We start from the raw sequence: 22,554 nt of genomic DNA, 5'->3' as shown, positions 1-22,554 counted from the left end.
GGATGACTAACTTTGCCTGTCGACCTAAATTCGGCAGGCTTTTTTTTATGGATAATAATGTTTTTAATCCCGAACATCAACAGAAACATATTTCAAACAAAATTGTTTCTGGCCTAGAACGTATTTCAGAAGTGTTTAAAATTTTGCTTTGGGAAAAAGCAAAGTTGGTAGGCTTAAGTCCTATACAAATTCAAATTTTAATTTTTGTTGCCAATCACAAACAAGAATTATGTAATGTAAGTCACCTAGCTAAAGAGTTTAATGTTACAAAACCAACAATAAGTGACGCCATTAAAACTCTTGATAAAAAACAATTAATCTTAAAAGATTATTCTTCAAGTGATAGTAGGAGTTACAGTATACATTTATCACAATTAGGAAAGCAATTAGCTTCTAAGATATATGATTTTGCAACCCCTTTAAAACATCAAGTAGATAAATTTAATCAAAGCGAACTTGAAGCTATGTTTAAAACCTTAAGCGAGTTAATTTATAAATTGAATCAAAAAGGAATTTTAACAGTACAACGTACGTGTTTTGGTTGTAAATTTTATCAAAAAAATGATACTTCAGATTATTGTAATCTATTAGAAAAAGAATTATTAAATAAAGATCTAAGACTAGATTGTCCAGAGTATATAGAAAGGATGTAGTCTAAAACACTAGTATTTTATTAGTCTGTTGTACCTTTTTTATAAATAGTAAACTCAACAACTTTCTTTTTTGATGTTAAGACCATTTTTTTAATTCTAGTAGCATCAACTTTGTCGATGTCTTCTTTTTCAATCTGAAAATCAATTTTCGAGATACTTCTATTAGATACGTTAGAATGGTCAGACTCTAACTCTTCCATATCAGATTCTAATACAATCTCAAAGTCTATTCCTGTAAGTGTTAATTGCGCGCCTTTAATGGTTTTAATATGAAATGTACCAACCACAACCGTTTGAAAAAAGTAATAACCACCAAGTTCATTTAATCCAGCAAACAATACATTGTTATCAGATATAGCAAAAGGTGCATTGTCTATATCATTTATAATAGCTTCGGTATGGTCATCCACATGTAGTTTTTCCATGGCTCTAATATTTCCAAAACCTGCAAGTATTTTTGTAATGAATTTCATTCACTTAATTTTTTTGGTAAAACTACTATTATTTTTCAATTCTAAAATCAACATTCAAAATTCGTAAATCATAAATCATTAACTATCTTTGCAGCTTCAAATAAAATATATTAAAATGCAAGACGGTTTATACGCAAAATTTAATACAACAAAAGGCGAGATTTTAGTCGCTTTAGAATTTCAAAAAACACCAGGAACAGTTGGTAACTTTGTTGCTTTAGCTGAAGGTAATTTAGAAAATGAAGTGAAGCCTCAAGGTACACCTTATTATGATGGTTTAAAATTTCATAGAGTTATTCCAGATTTTATGATTCAAGGTGGTTGCCCACAAGGTTCAGGTTCTGGAAACCCAGGTTATAAGTTTGATGATGAGTTTCATCCAGATTTAAAACATGATGCTCCAGGTGTGTTATCTATGGCAAATGCTGGACCAGGAACCAACGGAAGTCAGTTTTTTATCACACATGTTGAAACTCCTTGGTTAGATAATAACCATACTGTTTTTGGAAAAGTACAATCAGGACAAGATGTTGTTGATGCTATTGCTCAAGGTGATGTTATTGATAGTTTAGAGATTGTTAGAGTAGGAGCAGATGCTGAAAACTTTAATGCTATTGAAGCCTTTAGAACTTTTGAAGGATCTCGTGAAGCACGTATTGCTGCAGAGCGCGAAGCTGCAAGAGCAGAATTAGATAAGCTTGCTGTTGGTTTTGAAGAAACTAAAAGCGGATTACGTTACCAAATCATTCAAAAAGGAGATGGTAAAGCTGCCGAAGCTGGTAAAACTGTATCTGTACATTATAAAGGACAATTGGCTGACGGAACCGTTTTCGATTCGTCATACAAACGTAATGCACCATTAGATTTTCAAGTTGGTGTTGGTCAAGTTATTGCTGGTTGGGATGAAGGTATTTGCCTTTTAAACGTTGGTGATAAAGCACGTTTAGTAATACCTAGTGATTTAGGTTATGGATCTGCAGGTGCTGGTGGTGTTATTCCTCCAGATGCTACTTTAGTGTTTGATGTAGAACTAATGGATGTGAAATAAGAAAGGAATAGTCTAAGTATCTTATTAAAAAAGTAAGACAAATTGATACACATTAGTAACAATATTTATAAAAAATCGTCTCATTTATAATGAGACTTTTTTTTGCTCATTATATAGCAATCAACCAATCGTATTACAATGAAAATTAAAACCCTTTTACTGTCTTTAGTTGTTGCAGTTATCATCTCAAGCTGCTCAAATAAGCCAGACTACACAGCAGAATTTAAAGAGCAAACTTCAGGACGCTATTTGTTTACTCAAGAAGAACTTATTGAAGTCTATTATATAGACAATACCTTGTTTTTAAAATGGAAAGGCGCAGAAAAACTAGAACCTGTGGTTTTAGATAACAATGTGCTTTTTGTAGCAGATATGTATAAAAAGCTGCATTTTGTACAACATCCTGAAACTAAAAAACGCTATTTAGCAGTATTACCAGAAAATGATGATGAGCCAATTACCTACGATTATTTAAAAGTTGCAGACGATTATAAAACCCCAAGTATGCACTTAAAAGATAAGGATTACGGTAAAGCGCTTGAAGGTTATCTAGTTATTAAAGCGCAAGACTCAACAAGTATGTATCTTAATGAAAGGCAGTTTAATTTTTTGGGTTATAGACATTTAGAAAAAAAGGAATTCGATAATGCCATCGAGGTTTTTAAAATGAATGTGGCACTATTTCCAGAAAGTGCTAATGTGTACGATAGTTTAGCAGAAGCCTATTTACTAAGTGGCGATAGTTTACAGGCTTATACCAATTATAACAAGAGTTTAGAGTTTAATAACGGAAACACAAGAGCTAAAGAATTTATTGAGGCTTATGATAAAAATTTATAGTATTTTTTGAAGTTTCGTTTAACGTAGCACTATGCGCAGTGACGTTCTGGGTTTTATTTTGTTGTGGCTTGTTTAGGCAAGTTGCATAAAAAACAAAAGACAGTAAGAACGTCATCAAATTGCTTCTAGCGACCTGATATGTATCGTTAAAGACCGACCAAAAGTGACAGTTAGGAAAAACACCTAACGCCCACACCCAAAGCAATTACTTATAGCTATTGTTGTAGTCAGTATTTTTACTTTTTATAAATTCACTAATCTCATTTTCATATAGCACTAGTTGAATTGCAATAGCCATTACAAATTGCCAAAAAGCCGATACATTTTCATCTTCAAAATCTTTCTTTATTGTACCAAATATTATTAAAGCGATAATAGTAATCAAAATAATAGTTTTAGTATATTTATTTTTATTTATTTTAAATAAAAATTTATAGAATAAAAACATAAGGATTGGTGAGAATATTGAAATTGGAAGCAACATTAAAAAGTTTTTAAAATTATATTCATATATGGAAAATTCCTCTAGTTTATCAAGCTCAATAAATTGCATTAATATGTAGCCAATTCCAAAATATAGACCGATGGAAATGAAAAAAGCCAAATATGATATTCCTATTGAAGAAATAAAACTAATCAGATAATTGTATTTAGCCTTTCTTAAATTAAATAACATTATAACGATACCAAAAAATAATACGTGATACCCAATGTCAATCTTAAAAAGTATAAATGAAAGTATACAAATTACAGACGGTAGAATAATTTTCACAAAAAGTAATATATCTTTAGTTGATAAATTCATACTTAATCACAATTAATTTGGTTTATAGTTTCATTGCTTGTAAGTAACTCCTCTATTTTTTCTTTATCAACTCTAATGGCTGTTTTAGGTATAATCGAAGCTTGCCCACCATTACTTTCAGTACTATTTATCCAATCTACTATTTCTTGCTGCATATTTTCCCAAGTGGCTTCGGCAATATTGTAATAGGTGTCTTGTTGACATTCAGTACTAGCTCCAATATTCAACAATAAACTTATGTTTGCAACATCAACAGCTCTAGTAAAAAATTCGAAGTTCCCATTTTGGTTAATTAACCAACCCCATTGCCGATTACCAGAGAAAGGTTGTGTACCATTATTGGCTGTCATAATTGTAGAAATTGTCCAATCATTATTTGTGAAATCAGAAACAATAACAGCACCATCATCAGTTGCTATGGATGGGAAAAAACCACTTGCATCAGCTTCTATGAGTAAGATTGAAGCAATAGGGTCATTTGAGACAAAGTCTATACCATCTTGTGTAGTCAAAGGAATAAACTCCCAATTTATATCACCATTATTAGTAGAATTAAAAGGAACATTACAAGAAAATTGAAAATCTTCTAAATCTCCACTTGCTACATCTATAAACTTCTCTCTGAAGGCTTGGTATATTTCAGCTTCAGAATCTGGGTTTCCATCATTGTCAAAATCTGGATAATTATTAACTTCTACCCCATAATAATCGATATTAGCTAGTGGTACATTTCCATCGGTAATTGGTTGATGATGCCATTCTACTCCCATATTAAATAACCTATCACTACACTCTTGGGGAAATGGTAAGTTATATAAATCTAAATAATTATTTGTATTGAGTCCATTTTGTTCAGCGCATTCTTGAACTAGAGCCCAAGGATTATTATTTAGAATTTCTTTGAGTTCAAGAAATCTTTCTAATTTTGCTTCTGGAAGACCGCATCTTATTTCTACGAATTCTTTTGCAATTGCAATGGCTTCAAGTGAATTTATACTAAACCCTAACCCACCATTTGGGTTAGAACTTACTTGATTATTTGCCAAGTAATTTGAAATATCATTACTTAAACTACAAGCTTCTGAAAAAGAACTGTTATTACTTAAACAATCGCTGTCATTTATACTTAATCCAAGCTCATTAGCAATATCAGCGATACATTCTTCTTTTAAAAAATTAAAAGTTTCAGTAGGAATTGTAGGACTTCCACCACCACCAGAATTTGGAACAGATGGATCAGTTAATGTATTATCAAGATATAACTCAGGACCAAAACCTTGATCAGGACAACGCCCATATTCTAAAGTAATAATGAAATCCCAAGACGTACAAGATTGTCCTTCTCCTGGTGCATGATTGTTCCCTAAATTGCATTCCCATTCTCCTGATGCACCTGTAAGGCATTGTTGCATTGCTCTAGCGGAAAATAAATCGTCTAGCGAAATAAAATCATTATCTATAACTTTAACAAAACCAGAGTATGGTTGACTCGTTTCTATTAACCAATCATCATCAGGTGTGTACTCATAAATTTCAGATTTAATAATTTGTTGTTGATTGTTTACATGAACCACTAAATTGTAAAACTCATTATGTTCTGATGGCGCAACAATTTTAAAAGTATAATAAGAAATATCATTTTTTTGAATGAGTAATATTTCGTCAGTTAGTAAAGTTATACTATCATTTGCACTAATTCTATTCTGTAGATTTTGATTATAGTTTTTACTAATGTCAAAATGTCTTTCTAGGTTTTGATATTGACGATTATGGGTAACATTAGTATTAAAGTCCGAGAAAGAAACCTTGCTTGCTTTTTTTTCTTGTTGTAGTTCATCATCAATTGAGTTATTATTTTTTTCACAGCTTGTTTGTGCTAATATCATTACAAGGTATAGAATTCCAATTTTGATTAATTGTTTGATTTTACTTTTCATGTTCTACCGTTGTCTAAAATTAATAATGTTTTTTTAAGTTTCGTTTAACCCTTTAGATGGAGCACATTTACTTTAAGGGCAAGAGTGGGTAGTACGTAGTAATTAAAGTTCGCCTTTGACGAATGTGCTCTATCGGTTTTGTATAAGAATAGTTGCGGTTTCGGTTAAACCTAAAATAGCAATTATTTTTATACTGTGTTATGCCATACTAGTTTTTCTATCAAGCTATACTTGTTTTTTTCTATTAAATAGTTTTATCAACAACGCAATTATCATCGAAGCTAATAATATATATTGAATAATAACGAAATCATCATTTTTATCAAATATTTGAATAATTAAAATTAAAATTAAAGGAATATATATTAAATATTTTTTTTTCATTTCTTTTAAATTTTTATAAAAATTGAGGTTGAAATTTTCTTATTTCTAAAAATCTAATATGGTAATCAAAGTGCTTCTCTACAGTCATTATAGTCAGAAAGTGCTTCGGCTCCACAATTTGCAGCAATTCCAGCTATTACTGTTGCACCAACAACAGACCCTAATCCAAATGTAAAAAAAGCAGAAACAGCTAAGCCAGCAACACCTATTGCAAAATTTCTTTCACATCGATACATAGCTATATCATATGCTCTTTGACAATCACTAGCTTTCATTAGACTACTTCTATCTAACTTTAGATTCAGTTGCCATATTATTTCATTTGTAATAATTTGAATAGCCTCATTTTCGGTTAAACTTTTTGAAAAGGTTAGATTCTTTAAAAAAGTATCAGTATTGTTATGTATTTGTAAAAGTAAATTAGCTATTTCTTCAACCTGTTCAATTTCAGATTCGATTAGAAACATTTTAAGTTCATCAATATCATTAAAAACTCCTTTAGAGTTTTCTAAAATATTCATATCGACATTCTTTTCGTTTTTCAAAATTGATGAAAGCTTATTTGTATAGTCAATATGCTTTTCTGTAAATTTTTCTAAACTCAAAGAGGTGTTTTTTGAATTCTCCAAGTCTATTGCTTCACTATGTGGTACATTGCATGAAACAAATAAGATTTATGTTGCCAAAAAAATCGGCATATAGGGTTTTCTAGAAAGTTTAATTAAGTTCATTTTTTTTAATTTATTTTAGGAAAATATATCCTTTGTTTGTATTGTTTTTTGTTGATGTTTATAATATCAGATTTACCTTTTTTTGACGTCATTGTTCAAATTTCGACTTTGGATTGTCAGCCCATTTTTGACCGTAGTGTTAATTTAATATGGTATAATTTTATGATATGAACCCGTTTTAATATTCTATATCAATATTTAAGCGAAGTACGGCAAATAAATTGAGAAAAGAAATACGTAGTTCTACGTATTTTTTAAGTTAAAACACTATAAATAATCACGCTTTTTTATTTATTTTGTTACTGGTATGTTCTTCTTTATTAATACCGTAAATTGCATGACATTATTTTAAAAACCTATGAGATTAAATAACCTAAAAAAGAGCTTACTACTCTTAGCGTTTATAAACTTACAATTACTATTTGCCCAATCTAAAGCCATAACTATAGATGGTGTTTTTGATGATTGGACACCAGATTTAACCACTTTTGTAGATACTAACGAAAACATTAGTGGTATCGACTTTTTAGAAATTCAAGTTACCAACGATAGTGAGTTTTTATTTATTAAAATAAAAGCCGATGCAGAATTTGATCTAACCGATGACCTTATTTTACACGATTTAGGGATTTTTATAGATTCAGATAATAATACAAGTACAGGTTTTGATGTTCAACAAGGATATGGATCAGAACTTGGTATCATTTTTACAGAGCTTTTTGCACATTATAATGTTACGCCGTATTCTCAAGTTGGGTTTTCAGACCTTAAATTAAGAGCTGCACCAACAGTAACCTCTGATGAGTTTGAAATTGCCATTGGTCGTAATGCTATTCCTGATGGTATCAACCCTTTGTTTACATCTTCAACTATAAAAATACTCTTAAAAAACGATAGTAATTTTGATAAAGTGCCAAATGTTGGTTCTGTGTTTTCATATACGTTTGATGAAACACCTGTGACACCATATACACCAATTGAGATTAATAAATCTGATATATCTGATATTAGAATTATGATATACAACACGCTATTTAACGGCTTGTTAGAGGTGGATAGAGTTGATAATTTTGAAAACATAATTAAAATTGTAAATCCTGATATTGTTGGCTTTGTTGAAAGTTATAATACAACTGAAGCCTATGTAAAATCGCTTTTTGATGCTTGGCTTCCGTTAGGTACAGCAAATGGCTGGTATGTAGAAAGACATGGTGGCGAAGTCACTGTTTCTAGATGGGAAATCACACAACGTTGGGATGGTTTAACACGACAATTTCCTGTACTTATTGATTTGCCAAGCAGTTATGGTACAGATTTGCTGTTTACAAATGCGCATTTAAGCTGTTGTGGCGCAGATGTTAATAGACAGGATCAAGCAGATCAATACGCTGCATTTATTTTAGATGCTAAATCTGCAGGTGGCGATATCACGTTGCCTGCAAACACACCTTTTGTTTATGGAGGTGATTTAAATTTGGTTGGCTTTTCGCAACAACTAACAACGCTAAAAACAGGCGATATTCAAGATACGGCATCTTATGGTGTTGGTGATCCATTAGATTGGGATGATAGTGACTTAACAGAACAAAACTGCCTTCAAACTGATATTAGAATGAATTATACTTGGCGCTCTGATGGTCAAGGTTTTCCTCCAGGCAAATTAGACTTCATCATTTTTTCTGATTATACCTTAACTGCCGAAAAATCTTTTGTGCTTCAAACTGAAGAAATGCCAGCTAATAGATTAGCATTATATGGTTTTGATTTATTAGATACAAGTAGTGCTTCGGATCATTTTCCGGTAATTACAGATTTTTCAATAAATGAAACTTTAGGTTTAGATGAAGAGACGACTTTAAATGTAAAGGTTTATCCTAATCCTACAAGTGATAACATTACATTGACCTTTAATAACCCAGGTGATTATAGTATTAGTTTATATGATGCTTTAGGTCGACTTGTTTTAACGACTAAAACAAAATTAGGTTCTATAACATTAGATACAAAAGTATTGCCTTCAGGTGTTTATTATGTTTTGGTTAATAACTCACAAAACACCTCTGAAACCTTTAAAATATTGAAGTATTAGTAATTGCATCATTTTTTCCATTTTTGAAGTCGGTCGATATATAAATAGTCTTCAACAAACGCTCTGTGTTCTGGACTAGTCATTTTTTCTACTAGATTTAAAGCAGAAATATAGCTGGTCAAGTTCCCATTTGATGAACTAAATTTTCCGTCTTCAACAAAGGTTACTAAACTGTCATTTTGAACTTTTAAATTTGGATAATCTTTTTGCAATTGTTTTCCGCCTCCAATATAGGTGACGATTTTATGACCATCTGCTATTCCAGATTTCCCTATAAGCTGCGCTCCAGCGCAATTGCTCACTATATATTTAGTTTCTTTGTTTTTCTTTTTAATAAAATCTATCATTTGTTCATTACGGACTTGTGCATACATATCATATCCACTAGGAACAAATAAAGCCGTTAATTTGGGGCAATTCTCAAAAGTGTAATCAGGAACAAAATGCATACCTTCTTCGGTTGTGATTGGGTTTTGGGTTTGTGCTATAGTAATTACATTAAAAAGTTGTTTTCTGTCTTTATTTGGTTTCCCAAAAACATCTGATGTAGCTATAACTTCTCCTTGTAAAACTCCACTAAACATAAGTAAACCTATTGTAGGTAATTCTGGTTTAAAAGCTTTTAAGTGTTTTGTTAGTGTATCGGTCTTGATTATACTTTGATGGGCTATTTTATTGTTTGTTGTATGCTTTGAATTGTTCGGATTGCAACTAACTATAATAGCTGTTATTATGATGATTCCTAATTTTTTCATTTTTAGTGCTAGTTTGTTTTATATTGATTTATTTTATAATGTCCAGGCGTAAACTGAAATACTTTCATTAAGCGATTCCATGTGTTACTTTGAGAAATAGTCAATGTTAAATAACAGATGTCTTCTTTTGAAAAGAATTTTGATAAAGAGTTATAATCAGTATTAGAAATTGGACCTCTATTTAATTTTGTGAGTGTATCTGTAAAGTGTAATACAGCTCTTTCTTTATCAGAAAAATATGGTGTTTCTTCCCAAACACATAATGAAGATAAACGTAATTCGGTTTCTCCAAGATGTTTTAATTCTTTATAATGCATATCTACACAATAAGCGCAGCCATTTTTTTGAGCAGTTCTTAATCTAATAATTTCAATTAATTTTCTATCTAGAGAAGAATTTGTAATTGAAGTTTCAATAGTTCTTAAGTTTTCAAACATTCCGTTTGGAATATCTCGATAGGTAATTCGTTCCATAAGTTTTTCTTTAAACATTTTAAGCAAAATTATTAGTAAAGAATCAATTAGAAGTTAAGATATCTTAAGAAATTAATATTACTTTGGTTTTCTTAATTCGCTTAGGTATTCGGGAGATATTTCTAGATAAGAAGCGATCATATATTGCGGTACACGCTGAATAAAGTCTGGAAGTTTTTTAACAAAATCATTGTAACGCTCTTTACTCTTCATTTGTAGAAAAACATCACTTTTTCGTTGATTTGCTATGAGCATATTTTCAGTAATTATTCTAAAAGCTCTTTCAAGCTTTGGGCATTTGTTATAAAGAATTTCAAGAGTTTCTTTTGATAAGTAAAGAACAGTTGTTTCTTCTATTGCTTGAATATATTGTATAGATGGAGTTTGTTTAATAAAGCTTTCAGTATTAGTTACCCACCAATTGTCTATGGCAAATAGGGTTATTTTTTCTTTTCCTTTTTCATCAATATAGAATGACCTAACAAGACCTTTGAGAATAAAATAGTTGAATTTACAAACCTTACTTTCTTTTAAAAGAAACGCTTTTTTTTTAAACGTTTTTTCTTTTAGTTGAGAATAGATTAAATCAATTTCGGTGTCGCTAAAATAGACATATCTGTTTAAGTAGGTTTTAAGTTGATTTTTCACAAAAATAAATTTGTTATTTCATTGTTGTCAACTACTTTATATGTAGTTATTTAATTGAGGTATTCGTTTTTTTGAATAAAAAAGAAGTATGTAAATTTACGTATTTTAAGTTATAAATTAAAAAAGCACCTATAAGATAAGGTGCTTTTCTATATAAGAAACTATTTATTCTGCTTTACGCTTTGTTTTAAACGTACCATTAGGTTGTATAAGTGTCATGTCGTTTATAGATCCATCATCACTTGGTGTAAATTCTACTTTAAAACCATCAATAGCTTTAAAAGAGAATTTATGTTCGTCTGTAGCTAATAATTCATATTCTGGTTGTCCTGTTACAAATAAATAAAGTGTGTCACCATTTTTAATATAGGTTTTTATTGTAGTGCCTTTTAAATCAAACTCACCAACATAGCGTTGTAAATCATCTGTGTTTACATTAATAGTTAAAGGTGTACGATCAAATACAATTGGGCCTAGAGTTGGTTCTACATTTATCTCTGCGCTACTAATATCACCTGTGGCATTAGTATTAAACTTTATTTTAAAGGCATTGCCAATTTGAGAGGTGTCTACTACATTATCTATAACATCAATAAACTCAAAAGTGTCATAATGGTAATGCTTAACATATTGTTTAATTTTAAGATATTCAGAAAATAAAGAATCGTTTTTTAATTCAACTTTAAAATCACCATAACCTTTGTTTGAGTAAACTCCAGTATAATCTTGTTTTACATGAGATGGCTTAGTGTTTTCTACTTTCGATGATTCAGGTTTGTCGTTTTTAGATTCTTCACTAGCTTTTTTTCTTTTTTCTATTAAATCTGCATGTTTTTTTACCCAATCTGTAGTATTTACATCGAGTAAACGGTCTGATATAGTATTTCTTGCCAAAGTGGTAACTGCTGATCCATTTTGGTTGGTTAATACCACAATACCAATATCATCAGAAGGGAAAAAGCAAACATTAGCAGAGAACCCATTTATGTTTCCTCCGTGATCTACACGATAATGACCTTTATACGATTGTAACATCCAACCGTAACCATAATTTGCAAAGTGAATATTTTCTAAGTCTTCTTTTGGTAAGGCAGCTCCAATAACCATTTGAGAACTCATAGCTTCTTTTACATACGCTTCAGGAAGGATTTCTTTACCATTGTATTTTCCGTCATTAATCCAAGTAATTAACCACTTAGACATATCATTAACGCTACTGTTAATGCTTCCAGCAGGAGACATGGCAGCAATATCATAGTAATCTGTTTTTTCTATAATTTCACCATCTTTAAGGTTATAACCAAATGCTGCATTACTAGCAGTTTTCATTTCATCTATTGAGACATTAGTTCTAGTCATACCTAAAGGTTTTATAAAAAGATCTCTTATATTATCTTCCCAACTTTTGCCTGTAATGCGTTCTGCAATAAGGCCTTGAGCCAAAAACATAAAGTTATTATAATACCATTGTTGTCTAACACCAGTAAATGGTTTTTGGTATTTTACGCGAGTAATTAAACTGTCTTTATCATGTGATGTGAAATTATACCACGACATATCATGTCTTGGTAAACCTGTACTATGACGCATTAAATCTTTTATAATGATATTAGAATTCATATCATCGTTATAAAACTCTAATTCAGGTAAGTGTTGTCTTGGATTATCATCAAAAGACAATTTGTCCTCTGCTCGTAATACTCCTAAAACAGATGATGTAAATGCTTTAGTTGAAGATCCAATAGCAAATAGGGTGTTTGTATCTACAGGAATTTTGTTTTCGTAGTCGCTATATCCAAAACCTTTGGCGTAAATAACTTTATCGCCTTCAACAACAGCAACAGCAAAACCAGCAGCTTTAGCGGTTTCTAAAATGGCATTCATTTCCTTTTCTACGCCTTTTAAACGTTTGTCAGTTTGAGCATTTAGTGAAGAAATAAAAAATAAACTAAGAACGAGTAGTACTAATTTTTTCATATGATTGATAGATTAAATAATGAATAGTTATTCTATTAGTATCAAATAGCGGAACTAAGTTACTTATTTTAATATTAATCTTTAAGAGATTACAGTTCGTCCATAAATTTATACAATTCGGTAAACAAGGTTTTATAGATAGAACGTCTTACAAGATATTTGCCTCATCATTAAAACAGAAACATTATGAAACATTTTATCATTATTGCATTATTTTTTATATCAACCATAACTAATGCACAAGCAAATTTTGACAAAGGCATGCAAAAAGCATTTACACTTTGGGAAGAAAATAAATGGGACGAAGCCGAAAACATGTTTGAACGTATTGCTAAAGCAGACACAAAACAGTGGTTGCCTCATTATTATATTGCACAAATGAATAGCTTAAAAAGTTGGGAGCAAAAAGATGAAGCTATTCTTAAAGCACAATTAGATAAAGCACAAGAGCATTTAGATGTAGCAATGCATATAAGTGAAAATAATCCTGAATTATTAGTGTTACAAGCACATGTATTAACCAATTGGGTTGCTTTTGACGGCATGACTTATGGTATGAAATATTCTGGTAAAATTGCAGAGCTTTATGCTAAAGCTCATGAAATTGCTCCAGAAAATCCAAGAGTTGTTGCAGGAAAAGCAGAATGGGGAATGGGAAGCGCACGTTATTTTGGTAGTGATACTAAACCTTTTTGTAAAGACTTAGAAAAGGCCTTAGAACTTTTTGCTAACTTTAAACCAGAAACTGCGTTTCACCCAAAATGGGGACAAAAACGTGTAGAGCAAGTATTAGCATCTTGCGAATAATTAATTGTCTTAAGAAGCTATCATGACAAAATCAGTTAAAAATATAATACTCACTTTTATTATAGGATGTTTAATCTTTTTAATAGGTAATTTCCTTTCAGATGGATTTCGCTTCAATGGTATTAATGCGTTTTTAGCTGAGTTTGTAGTGTATCAACTTTACTCGTTTGTTCTGGGCTATTCCAATATGTTTTTTTTCGATTATATGGAACGTCGTCCATGGAAAAAAGGTGATACTATTAAACGCATTGCTTTAGGTATTGCAGGATCTACAATCATTACATTAATAGGTTTGTTTATACTTAGAGCTAATACTGAAATCATTTTTAATGGTAAAACATTTAGTGAGTTTGTTGCAAATGAAACTTGGGGAAACTATTCATTTGGATTATGGATTACATTAACCATTGTAACTATTTTTCATGTGGTTTACTTTGTTGCTAAATACCAAAAGAACAAGCTTAAAGAACAAAAAGTAATTGCTGGTACTGCAAGCGCAAAATTTGATGCTTTAAAAAATCAGTTAGATCCTCACTTTTTATTTAATAGCTTAAATGTATTAACAAGTTTAATAGAAGAGAACCCAGATAATGCACAAAAATTCACAACCTCATTGTCTAAAGTATATCGTTATGTTTTAGAACAGAAAAACAAAGATATTATAACCGTTGATGAAGAGTTAGATTTTGCAAGAACTTATATGTCACTTTTAAAAATGCGTTTTGAAGACAGTATTATTTTTGAAATTCCTGAGAAAGCTTCAAACCCAGAAAGTAAAGTGGTACCATTATCATTGCAGTTGCTTTTAGAAAATGCAGTCAAACATAATATGGTTACCAGTAGTAAACCATTGCATATTAAGATTTATGAAACTAGTGAGAGTTTAGTTGTAGAAAACAATTTACAACCAAAACAAATAGTGAAAAAGAGTAGTGGTGTAGGTTTAGAAAATATTAAACAACGCTACCAATTATTAACAAATAGAAAAGTAAAAATCAATCAACAAGCAAAAAGTTTTGCAGTCGCAATACCAATGCTTACAAAACAAATATCAATCATGAGAAAACAATCACATACACCAACAGAATTTGATGAGAGCTACGTAAGGGCTCGTAATCATGTAGAAGAACTTAAAGGCTTTTATTACAGTTTAATATCTTACGTTTTTGTAATCCCTTTTTTAATTTTTATATGGTATAGATATACGCCACATACCATACAATGGTTTTGGTTTCCAATGTTTGGTTGGGGATTAGGTTTAGCAATTCAAGCTTTTAGGGTATTTGTAAATGATGGTGCTTTTGGGCGTAATTGGGAAAAACGTAAAATTGAAAAATTTATGCGTGACGAAGAAGATAAACGTTGGAATTAATTAATAGTAGTATGGAAAGATATAATTTAGAATCAGGTATAGAAGATACGCCACAACAACGATTTCGTAAAGAAGAAGCTTATATAAGAGCAAGAAAAAAACTAGATGCACTAAAAGGATTCTATTGGCACTTAGCATCTTACATTGTAGTAAATTTATTTTTAATTATTTTAATAGGAGTCAATAGTAGTAACGGGTTTTTTAGTTTCGGAACTTACGCCACAGCTTTGTTCTGGGGAATTGGTTTGTTTTTCCATTTCTTAGGTGTTTTTGGGCCAGACTTCATTTTTGGAAAAAAATGGGAAGAACGCAAGATTAAAGAAATTATGGACAAAGAAAATAAAAGCTGGAAATAATTAATTTAAGCTATAATAGTAATGACATTAAGTAAAGAAGATAAAAAGCATTATGAAAATGCAAAGCATCAAGTAAAACGGATTAAAATGTTCTATTTACATTTAATACTGTATGCAATTGTAGTAGCGCTTCTCTCATATAATCTTTATATTCTTGAAGAAGGTGGTCCATATACAAATAATATTACCGCATTAAATATTACAGTTCTAGTATTATGGACAGCTTTAATTAGCATCCATGCTTGGAGTGTTTTTAAAAGAAAATCGCTTTTTAATAAAAACTGGGAAGATAGAAAAGCAAAAGAGTTTCTAAAAGATAAAGAAGAAGAAGTAAAAACCACTTTTTGGGAATAAACCTATTTAATAGAATTATAATTTTTTTGAAGAAAAAATAAATTAAAATAATGAATGTAATCATCATAGAAGACGAAAAACCATCTGCAAGACGTTTGCAACGTATGTTAAGTAGTTTAAATATTGAAACAGAAGTTATGCTGCATTCTGTAGAAGAGTCTATAGATTGGTTTAATAATAACGAACATCCAGACCTTATTTTTTTAGACATACAACTAAGTGATGGTTTATCATTTGAAATTTTTGAAGCTATAGATATCAAGTCGGCAGTTATTTTTACTACAGCTTATGATGAGTACGCGTTGCAGGCTTTTAAACTTAATAGTATTGATTATTTACTTAAACCAATAGATGCTGAAGATTTAGAAAAAGCAGTATTAAAATATAATGAGCGTACACCTAAACAAACCTCCGTAACTTTAGATTTTAATGATATTAAAAAGTTATTGGTAAATCCAATAGATCGCGAATATAAAAAGCGATTCTCTGTAAAAGTAGGTCAGCACCTAAAACTCATTAATATTGAAGATATTGAGTGTTTTTATAGCGAAAACAAAGGGACTTACGCGTTTACAAACGAAGGTAGAAATTACTTATTAGACACAAGTTTAGAACATCTTGAAAGCGAACTAGAACCGCAAGTGTTTTTTAGGGCTAGCCGAAAGTTTTTTGTGAATATTAATGCAATAAAAGATATGATAAGTTATACCAATTCAAGGCTTCAGGTAAAACTCAATACGTTTAATGAGCAAGAGGTTATTGTTGCAAGAGAGCGCGTTAAAGATTTTAAAAACTGGTTAGAATAAATCGAAAACGCCACCTAAACCTTCTCCTAAAACATCACCAATTCCATCTAAAAGACCATCTGTACTATCAAGTAAACCATGTATGCCTGCTTCAAAAAATAGGTCAAGTAGCAATAGGTCATCAAGAGAAGAAGATTTGTATTTTTTAGATTTTGTTTTGGCTTCTTTTTTCCACTCTTTATATTGCTGTTCTTCTTTTTGCTCTATAACTGCGGGTTTGTTTGTAAGTGACTCACTTAATAATTTGTCGTAGGTTTTTCTTTTTTCTGGATGCGAAAGAATATCAAAGGCAAGTATTAAACCTTCAAATCGCTCTGCAGCTTCTTCAGTTTTGTTTTTTTCAGGATGATAAATGGCAATCTCTTTTCTGAATGCTTTTTTTATAGTGTTAATGTCACTTGATGGTTCTATACCTAAAAGATGATAGTGGTTTTTTAAAAGCATAATGACTAGTTTTATATGTTTGTCAGTTTTTATTTTAAAATGTTACAATATAGCATATAAGCCATTTAAAAAAGCATATATAAAAATGCTATAGCTTTGTAAATAATCCGCTAAAAAAAATAAAATGTACTTCATCTAAATAAATGCCCATTTCAACTTTAAAAATCCCCATTAATGGGGATTTTTTTCTATTTTAAACTTTTATACATTGTTACTCCCAAGTTTACATTAGTACTTAATTGCTTTGCTATAAAATCAATCTATGCAAATGAAAAAGAATTACCTTCTATGTATTGCTGTGCTTTTTTGTTTTAACCATATTTTGTTTTCACAGCAAATTACAACAGATGAAACGATACCTCTTGAAGCTTTAATAGAAAGTAATTTGGGCCAAGGTTGTGTAGATATTTCAAATATTTCATCTTCAGTAAATGGTTCTGTAAACGGTTTGGGAAGTTATGGTTATTTTGAAAAATCTACTTCTAATTTTCCGTTTCAAAATGGTATTATGCTTACTACAGGAAGTGTTGCAGATGCTGGTAATGTAGTAAATAATGCAGTTTTAAATCAAGGAGAAACGGATTGGACTACAGATACAGATTTAGAAAACGCACTAGGTATAACCGGAACTTTAAATGCAACATCTATAGAGTTTGATTTTATTTCTGTAGCCAATCTAATTCAGTTTAATTACTTATTAGCTTCAGAAGAATATTTTGGAACTAATCCTTGCGAATACTCTGATGGTTTTGCATTTCTAATTCGCGAAACTGCTTCAACCGACCCATATCAAAATATCGCTTTAATCCCTGGAACCTCAATTCCTGTAAACACAAATACCATTCATGACGAAATAGTTGGGTTTTGTCCTTCAGAAAATGAAAGTTTTTTTCAAGGTTATAATATTGGAGACACTAATTATAACGGAAGAACAACTGTATTAACAGCAACAGCTTCAATACAACCTAATGTACAATACCATATTAAGTTAGTTATAGCAGATCAAGGTGATGAGTTTTATGATTCGGCAGTGTTTATTGAAGGTAATAGCTTTAATGCATCAGTAGATTTAGGTCCAGATATTTCAACTTGCGGACAATCTGTAACGCTTGATGGAAATATAGATAATCCTTTAGCAACTTATGAATGGTTTAGAAATGGCGTTTTAATTACTGGAGAAACTAATCCAACGTATGAAGCAACAGAATCAGGAACCTATAAAGTAGAAATTAGCATTCAATTAAATAGCACACAATGTGTTATTGAAGATGAGGTAGAAGTGACCTTAAATTCGGAACAATCTTCAGGGACTATTTCAGATTATCTACTCTGTGACGATAATAGTAATGATGGTGTAGAAACGTTTGATTTAGCAACAAAAGACTATGAAGTCATTATATCTGTTCCGCCATCAAACTATAATATAAGTTATCACCTTACTAATGATGATGCTCTAAATGGCGTTAATCCTGTTATAAATCCATATCAAAATACGTCGAGCCCGCAACCCATTTATATTAGAATTGAAGATACGGTTAATGGATGTTTAGCATTTTCAACATTTAATTTAGTGGTTAATCAAGCACCAGCAATTAATGAACCAAGTCCTTTTGAGATTTGTGATGATGAAGTTTCAGACGGTTTTACTTTAATCTATTTAACAGATGCTAATTCAGAAATTACAGGAGATAACCCAAATTTTTATGTAACCTATCATTACAATCAGCAAGATGCAGAAAATGGTAGCAATCAAATTTTCATGCCTTACACTAATATCAATACTAGTGAAACATTATACGTAAGAGTTTATGATGCTACAACTGGATGTGTAAGTACAACGACAATAGATATTACCGTTTTAGATAACCCAGTAGTTAATCAAGAAGACCAATGGATTAATAGTTGTGAGCAAGACATGGACGGTTTTGAAACTTTTGATTTAACATCGGTTATTGCTAATGTATTACAGGGTCTTACAGGTGTTTCGGTTTCATTTCATGAACTTTATACAGATGCACAAACTGGAAATAATTCAATTGCAGATGCAACAAATTACCAGAATGTAGTGCAAACGTTTCAGGTAGTATATATACGTGTTGTAGATGATGTAACAGGTTGTTATTCTATTGTTCCTTTAGAATTGCATGCAAATATTATTCAAACAGGTTTTGATACAAGTAGTTTTAATGTCTGTGATGATGTATCTGATGATGGTGTTGAAGATTTTGATTTAAATGAAATTACTGAAACTTTAGTTAATGGTTATAATGAAAATGATGATTTTACAATTACGTTTTACGAAACTCAAGATGATCAAGATAATGATGCAAATCCATTAAACGTAGCTATACCTTATACTGTAAGTACAAGTCCAGCTCAAATTTTTGCAACTATTATAAGTGATGTTTGTACTGAGTTTATTACAATAAATTTGATTATTAATCCGCATATAGATATTCAAGGTTTAGGCACGGTAGATTATTGTGATGAAGATACAGATGGATTTACATCTATATTTTTAAGCACATTTAATACTTATGTAAGTACAGGTGTAAATGGAGCTAACGTAAAATATTACTTAACTGAGCAAGATGCCATTAATAATGAGAATATACTTCCGCCTTATTATTATAATTCTGTAAACCCACAATTGGTTTATGTAAGAGTAACCAATACATTAACAGGATGTTTTGATATTGCGCCACTAACTATTAATGTAACAAGTGCGCCAACGGTAACGCAGCCAACAGATATTATTATTTGTGATGATGATCAAGATGGTATGTTTATAGTAGATTTAGAAACTAAAATTCCAGAAATTGTTGCTAATACTACAGGATTAAATATTACATATCATGTGGATTATTGGAATGCATTTAATGATGAAAACGAAATTGCAAATCCAGATAGTTATAACGCTTCAACACAGTATATTTATGTTAGAGTAGAGAATAGTTCTACAGAATGCTTTAGCATAATTGGCTTCTACACATATATAAATACTTTGCCTGAGTTTATACCCATTACTAATTTTGAGAACTGTGAAGCTGACGGAAATCAGATTGCAGATTTTTTCTTCTATTTAAAAGACAACGAAATTTTAAACGGTCAGCCAGATAAACAAGTACTTTATTTTGAAACTGCTCAAGATGCAGAAGACCGAACAAGTATTATTGATAAATACGCTGCATATCAAAATACGTCGAGTCCGCAAACTATTTATGTACGTGTAGAAAGTTATACAGATCAAGACTGCTATGGTACATCTTCATTTGAATTAGAAGTTGGGTCATTGCCGCTTTATAATCCGCCAGCAGATGTATTTACTTGTGATGAGATTAGCAATGATGGTATCGAAACCTTCGATTTAAATACTCAAATAGCTGAAATTTCTAATGGTATTCCAGAAACTTTAGATATTTCATTTCATCCTTCATATTATGAAGCAGATAATGATCTTAGTGAATTGCCATTAACCTATACCAACACAACCAATCCGCAGCAAGTATTTGTTAGAATAGAAAATGGTACATATTGTCATGCCATAGTAGAATTTAATATTAATATTATTCAAGTTCCAGACGTTAATTTACCATCAGATTTAATGTTGTGTGATGCTGACTATGATGGTAGTGTAGTTTTTGATTTAACTATTTCTGAATTTGAAATTTTAGATGTTAGGCAAAATGATATTGTAATAAGCTACCACGAATCATTTGTTGGCGCAGAAACCGATTCAGAACTTATTCTTGATCCAGAGAATTATACTAATACCACCAATCCTGAAACGGTTTATATAAAGATTAATAATACCATTTCTAACTGTTATGTTATACTACCAATTAATTTAATTGTTAATCTTCCGCCGCCAGTTAACGATTTTCAAACCTATGAGATTTGTGATAATACCACAAGTGGTTTTGATTTAACAACCATTAATTCTGTTGTTACAGATGATGTTACAGGTATTGTATTTTCATACCATACATCTCAAGCAGATGCAAATTCAAATTCAAACCCATTACCAACAAATTATACGTATCTAACAACGAGTGATACTATTTTTGTTAGGCTAGAGTATGCGTTAACAGGATGCTCAACAACCTATGATTTTGATTTAATTGTAAATCCGTTACCAATTGCAAATATGCCATCTACATTTTTAGCTTGCGATGATGCAACTAATGATGGTGTTGAGCTTATAGATTTAAGCTTGCAAGAGAACGCTGTTCTTGGTACGCAAAGTTCAACTTTGTTTACTGTAACTTATCATGTTGATGATGCTTCGGCAAATAATGATACAGGTGCTTTACCAGATATGTATAATGCTGCTAACGGACAAACAATTCATGTTAGAATAGAAAATAATACTACAGGTTGTTATAGCACTACTACATTTGATGTGTTAATTTATGAGCATCCGCAACCAGCTCAACCTATTATTTTATGTGATGCAGATTATGATGGCATTACGCAGTTTGACTTAACACAAGCCGAAACAGATTTGTATGCAGTAACACCTAATTACATTACAATCTCATATTTTGAATCTCAAGCAGATTTAGATACAGATAGTAATATGATTACTAATCCTGATACGTATTTAAATCTAACGAATCCTCAAACTATATTTATAAAAGCATATAATGCGTTGGCAGAGTGTTATTCGACAGTTACTTTAGATTTAATTATAAATCTTCCGCCAGCAATTAATGAGTTTGCTACGTATGAGATATGTGATAATCCTACTAGCAGTTTTAATTTAAATGAAATTGAATCTGTTATTGTTAATGAAGATACAGATGTATTGTTTAGTTATTATCAAAACCTAACAGATGCTCAAAACAGCAATAATGCTCTAAGTACAGATTATACCTATCAAACCATAAGTGATACTATTTATGTAAGGGTTGAATTTGGTGCAACGTCCTGTTTTTATATTTATCCATTTGAACTTATTATAAACCCTTTACCAATTGCAAATCAACCAAATGATATGCAAACCTGTGATGATGCGTCAAATGACAATATTGATGTGTTTAGTTTATTCTCGCAAACAAGTTCTGTTTTAGGGAATCAAGATGCACTTGAGTTTACAGTAACCTATTATTTAGATGAAGCCAATGCAAATGCTGCTATTTCTGCATTACCTGATGTATATACTGGAGAAGATAATCAAATTATTTATGTAAGAATTGAAAATAATATAACGGATTGTTACAGCTTAACACAGTTTGCATTACGTGTAAATGAGCATCCTAATATACCAAGTTTACTTGTGTATTGTGATGATGATTATGATGCAACAACAACTATTGATCTTACACAATCTGAATCAGAATTGTTTGATGTTATAAACCCAGATAATGTTATCACCTATTTTGAAACTATGTTAGATTTAGATGCTGATATTAATGCAATTGCTACACCTGAAGCTTATATTAATATTTCTAACCCTCAAACGGTTTATATAAAAGTTTATAACACTGTGGCTGATTGCTATAATGCGGTACCACTCGATATAGATATTAATTTACCACCAGCAATAAATCCGTTTAACACATTTGAAGTTTGTAATAACGAAGACAATACTGTAGATTTA

Annotated in this window: 19 protein-coding genes; 10 read left to right on the top strand and 9 right to left on the bottom strand. The window is 30.8% G+C overall.

What is annotated here, in order from left to right:
- The first annotated feature begins 47 nt into the window (after positions 1–47).
- Positions 48–653 carry a MarR family winged helix-turn-helix transcriptional regulator gene (locus BXY80_RS00095; RefSeq protein ID WP_120199192.1) on the top strand — a complete coding sequence of 202 codons (606 nt, stop codon included), beginning with the start codon at positions 48–50 and terminating at the stop codon, positions 651–653.
- A 20-nt stretch (positions 654–673) separates the two neighbouring features.
- Here BXY80_RS00095 and BXY80_RS00090 read toward each other — a convergent pair whose 3' ends face one another.
- Positions 674–1,126: a hypothetical protein gene (locus BXY80_RS00090; RefSeq protein WP_120199191.1), complete on the bottom strand. Its 453-nt coding sequence runs from the start codon at positions 1,124–1,126 to the stop codon at positions 674–676.
- 115 nt (positions 1,127–1,241) lie between these two features.
- Between BXY80_RS00090 and BXY80_RS00085 the strand changes: the two genes are divergently transcribed.
- Together BXY80_RS00085 and BXY80_RS00080 are read left to right on the top strand one after the other, a co-directional pair.
- A complete protein-coding gene (locus tag BXY80_RS00085; protein ID WP_120199190.1) occupies positions 1,242–2,174 on the top strand; it encodes a peptidylprolyl isomerase in 933 nt (310 codons plus the stop codon).
- A 138-nt stretch (positions 2,175–2,312) separates the two neighbouring features.
- Entirely contained in the window at positions 2,313–3,014 is a 702-nt protein-coding gene (locus tag BXY80_RS00080; protein ID WP_120199189.1) for a tetratricopeptide repeat protein, read from the top strand.
- Between the two features lie 205 nt (positions 3,015–3,219).
- Here the strand turns inward: BXY80_RS00080 and BXY80_RS00075 are convergent, their stop codons facing one another.
- The 3 genes from BXY80_RS00075 to BXY80_RS00065 form a co-directional block, all read right to left on the bottom strand.
- Complete coding sequence (locus BXY80_RS00075; protein ID WP_120199188.1) at positions 3,220–3,819, bottom strand: hypothetical protein; 600 nt, start codon at positions 3,817–3,819, stop codon at positions 3,220–3,222.
- A 2-nt stretch (positions 3,820–3,821) separates the two neighbouring features.
- Positions 3,822–5,756 (bottom strand): hypothetical protein, encoded by a 1,935-nt coding sequence (locus BXY80_RS00070; RefSeq protein WP_120199187.1) that lies wholly within the window; start codon positions 5,754–5,756, stop codon positions 3,822–3,824.
- A 449-nt stretch (positions 5,757–6,205) separates the two neighbouring features.
- A complete protein-coding gene (locus BXY80_RS00065; RefSeq protein ID WP_147376086.1) occupies positions 6,206–6,745 on the bottom strand; it encodes a hypothetical protein in 540 nt (179 codons plus the stop codon).
- A 484-nt stretch (positions 6,746–7,229) separates the two neighbouring features.
- Here BXY80_RS00065 and BXY80_RS00060 point away from each other — a divergent pair, with 484 nt between their 5' ends.
- Positions 7,230–8,960: a T9SS type A sorting domain-containing protein gene (locus BXY80_RS00060; RefSeq protein WP_120199185.1), complete on the top strand. Its 1,731-nt coding sequence runs from the start codon at positions 7,230–7,232 to the stop codon at positions 8,958–8,960.
- An 8-nt stretch (positions 8,961–8,968) separates the two neighbouring features.
- On the opposite strand, the gene BXY80_RS00055 is transcribed toward BXY80_RS00060, so the two are convergent.
- The 4 genes from BXY80_RS00055 to BXY80_RS00040 all read right to left on the bottom strand — a co-directional run bounded on the left by BXY80_RS00055 (position 8,969) and on the right by BXY80_RS00040 (position 12,813).
- Complete coding sequence (locus BXY80_RS00055) at positions 8,969–9,715, bottom strand: DJ-1/PfpI family protein (RefSeq protein WP_120199184.1); 747 nt, start codon at positions 9,713–9,715, stop codon at positions 8,969–8,971.
- Between the two features lie 8 nt (positions 9,716–9,723).
- Positions 9,724–10,188, bottom strand: coding sequence for a carboxymuconolactone decarboxylase family protein (locus BXY80_RS00050; RefSeq protein ID WP_162843250.1), 465 nt, complete (start codon positions 10,186–10,188; stop codon positions 9,724–9,726).
- Between the two features lie 78 nt (positions 10,189–10,266).
- Complete coding sequence (locus BXY80_RS00045; RefSeq protein ID WP_162843249.1) at positions 10,267–10,836, bottom strand: Crp/Fnr family transcriptional regulator; 570 nt, start codon at positions 10,834–10,836, stop codon at positions 10,267–10,269.
- Between the two features lie 165 nt (positions 10,837–11,001).
- Positions 11,002–12,813 carry a serine hydrolase gene (locus tag BXY80_RS00040; protein WP_120199181.1) on the bottom strand — a complete coding sequence of 604 codons (1,812 nt, stop codon included), beginning with the start codon at positions 12,811–12,813 and terminating at the stop codon, positions 11,002–11,004.
- A gap of 186 nt (positions 12,814–12,999) precedes the next feature.
- On the opposite strand from BXY80_RS00040, the gene BXY80_RS00035 reads away from it, so the two are divergent.
- Genes BXY80_RS00035 through BXY80_RS00015 form a run of 5 tightly spaced genes read left to right on the top strand, consistent with a single transcriptional unit; the run spans position 13,000 to position 16,508 of the window.
- On the top strand, positions 13,000–13,620 hold the full coding sequence (locus tag BXY80_RS00035) for a hypothetical protein (protein WP_120199180.1): 621 nt from the start codon (positions 13,000–13,002) through the stop codon (positions 13,618–13,620).
- A 22-nt stretch (positions 13,621–13,642) separates the two neighbouring features.
- Entirely contained in the window at positions 13,643–14,992 is a 1,350-nt protein-coding gene (locus BXY80_RS00030; protein WP_120199179.1) for a histidine kinase, read from the top strand.
- Between the two features lie 11 nt (positions 14,993–15,003).
- On the top strand, positions 15,004–15,348 hold the full coding sequence (locus BXY80_RS00025) for a 2TM domain-containing protein (protein ID WP_120200306.1): 345 nt from the start codon (positions 15,004–15,006) through the stop codon (positions 15,346–15,348).
- A gap of 21 nt (positions 15,349–15,369) precedes the next feature.
- Positions 15,370–15,702, top strand: a complete 333-nt coding sequence (locus tag BXY80_RS00020; protein ID WP_120199178.1) for a 2TM domain-containing protein — start codon at positions 15,370–15,372, stop codon at positions 15,700–15,702.
- 50 nt (positions 15,703–15,752) lie between these two features.
- A complete protein-coding gene (locus BXY80_RS00015; protein WP_120199177.1) occupies positions 15,753–16,508 on the top strand; it encodes a LytR/AlgR family response regulator transcription factor in 756 nt (251 codons plus the stop codon).
- Here the strand turns inward: BXY80_RS00015 and BXY80_RS00010 are convergent.
- Positions 16,500–16,952 carry a J domain-containing protein gene (locus BXY80_RS00010; RefSeq protein WP_120199176.1) on the bottom strand — a complete coding sequence of 151 codons (453 nt, stop codon included), beginning with the start codon at positions 16,950–16,952 and terminating at the stop codon, positions 16,500–16,502. The two genes, BXY80_RS00015 and BXY80_RS00010, sit on opposite strands and share 9 nt — an antisense overlap.
- Positions 16,953–17,220: 268 nt before the next feature.
- Between BXY80_RS00010 and BXY80_RS00005 the strand changes: the two genes are divergently transcribed.
- A partial coding sequence (locus BXY80_RS00005) for a choice-of-anchor L domain-containing protein (RefSeq protein ID WP_120199175.1) occupies positions 17,221–22,554 on the top strand: 5,334 nt, incomplete at its 3' end.

It is taken from the genome of Ichthyenterobacterium magnum (assembly GCF_003610635.1).
Lineage (GTDB): Bacteria > Bacteroidota > Bacteroidia > Flavobacteriales > Flavobacteriaceae > Ichthyenterobacterium > Ichthyenterobacterium magnum.
Note: the sequence above shows the minus strand (reverse complement) of the source record. Positions and strands in the feature narration are given on the sequence as shown.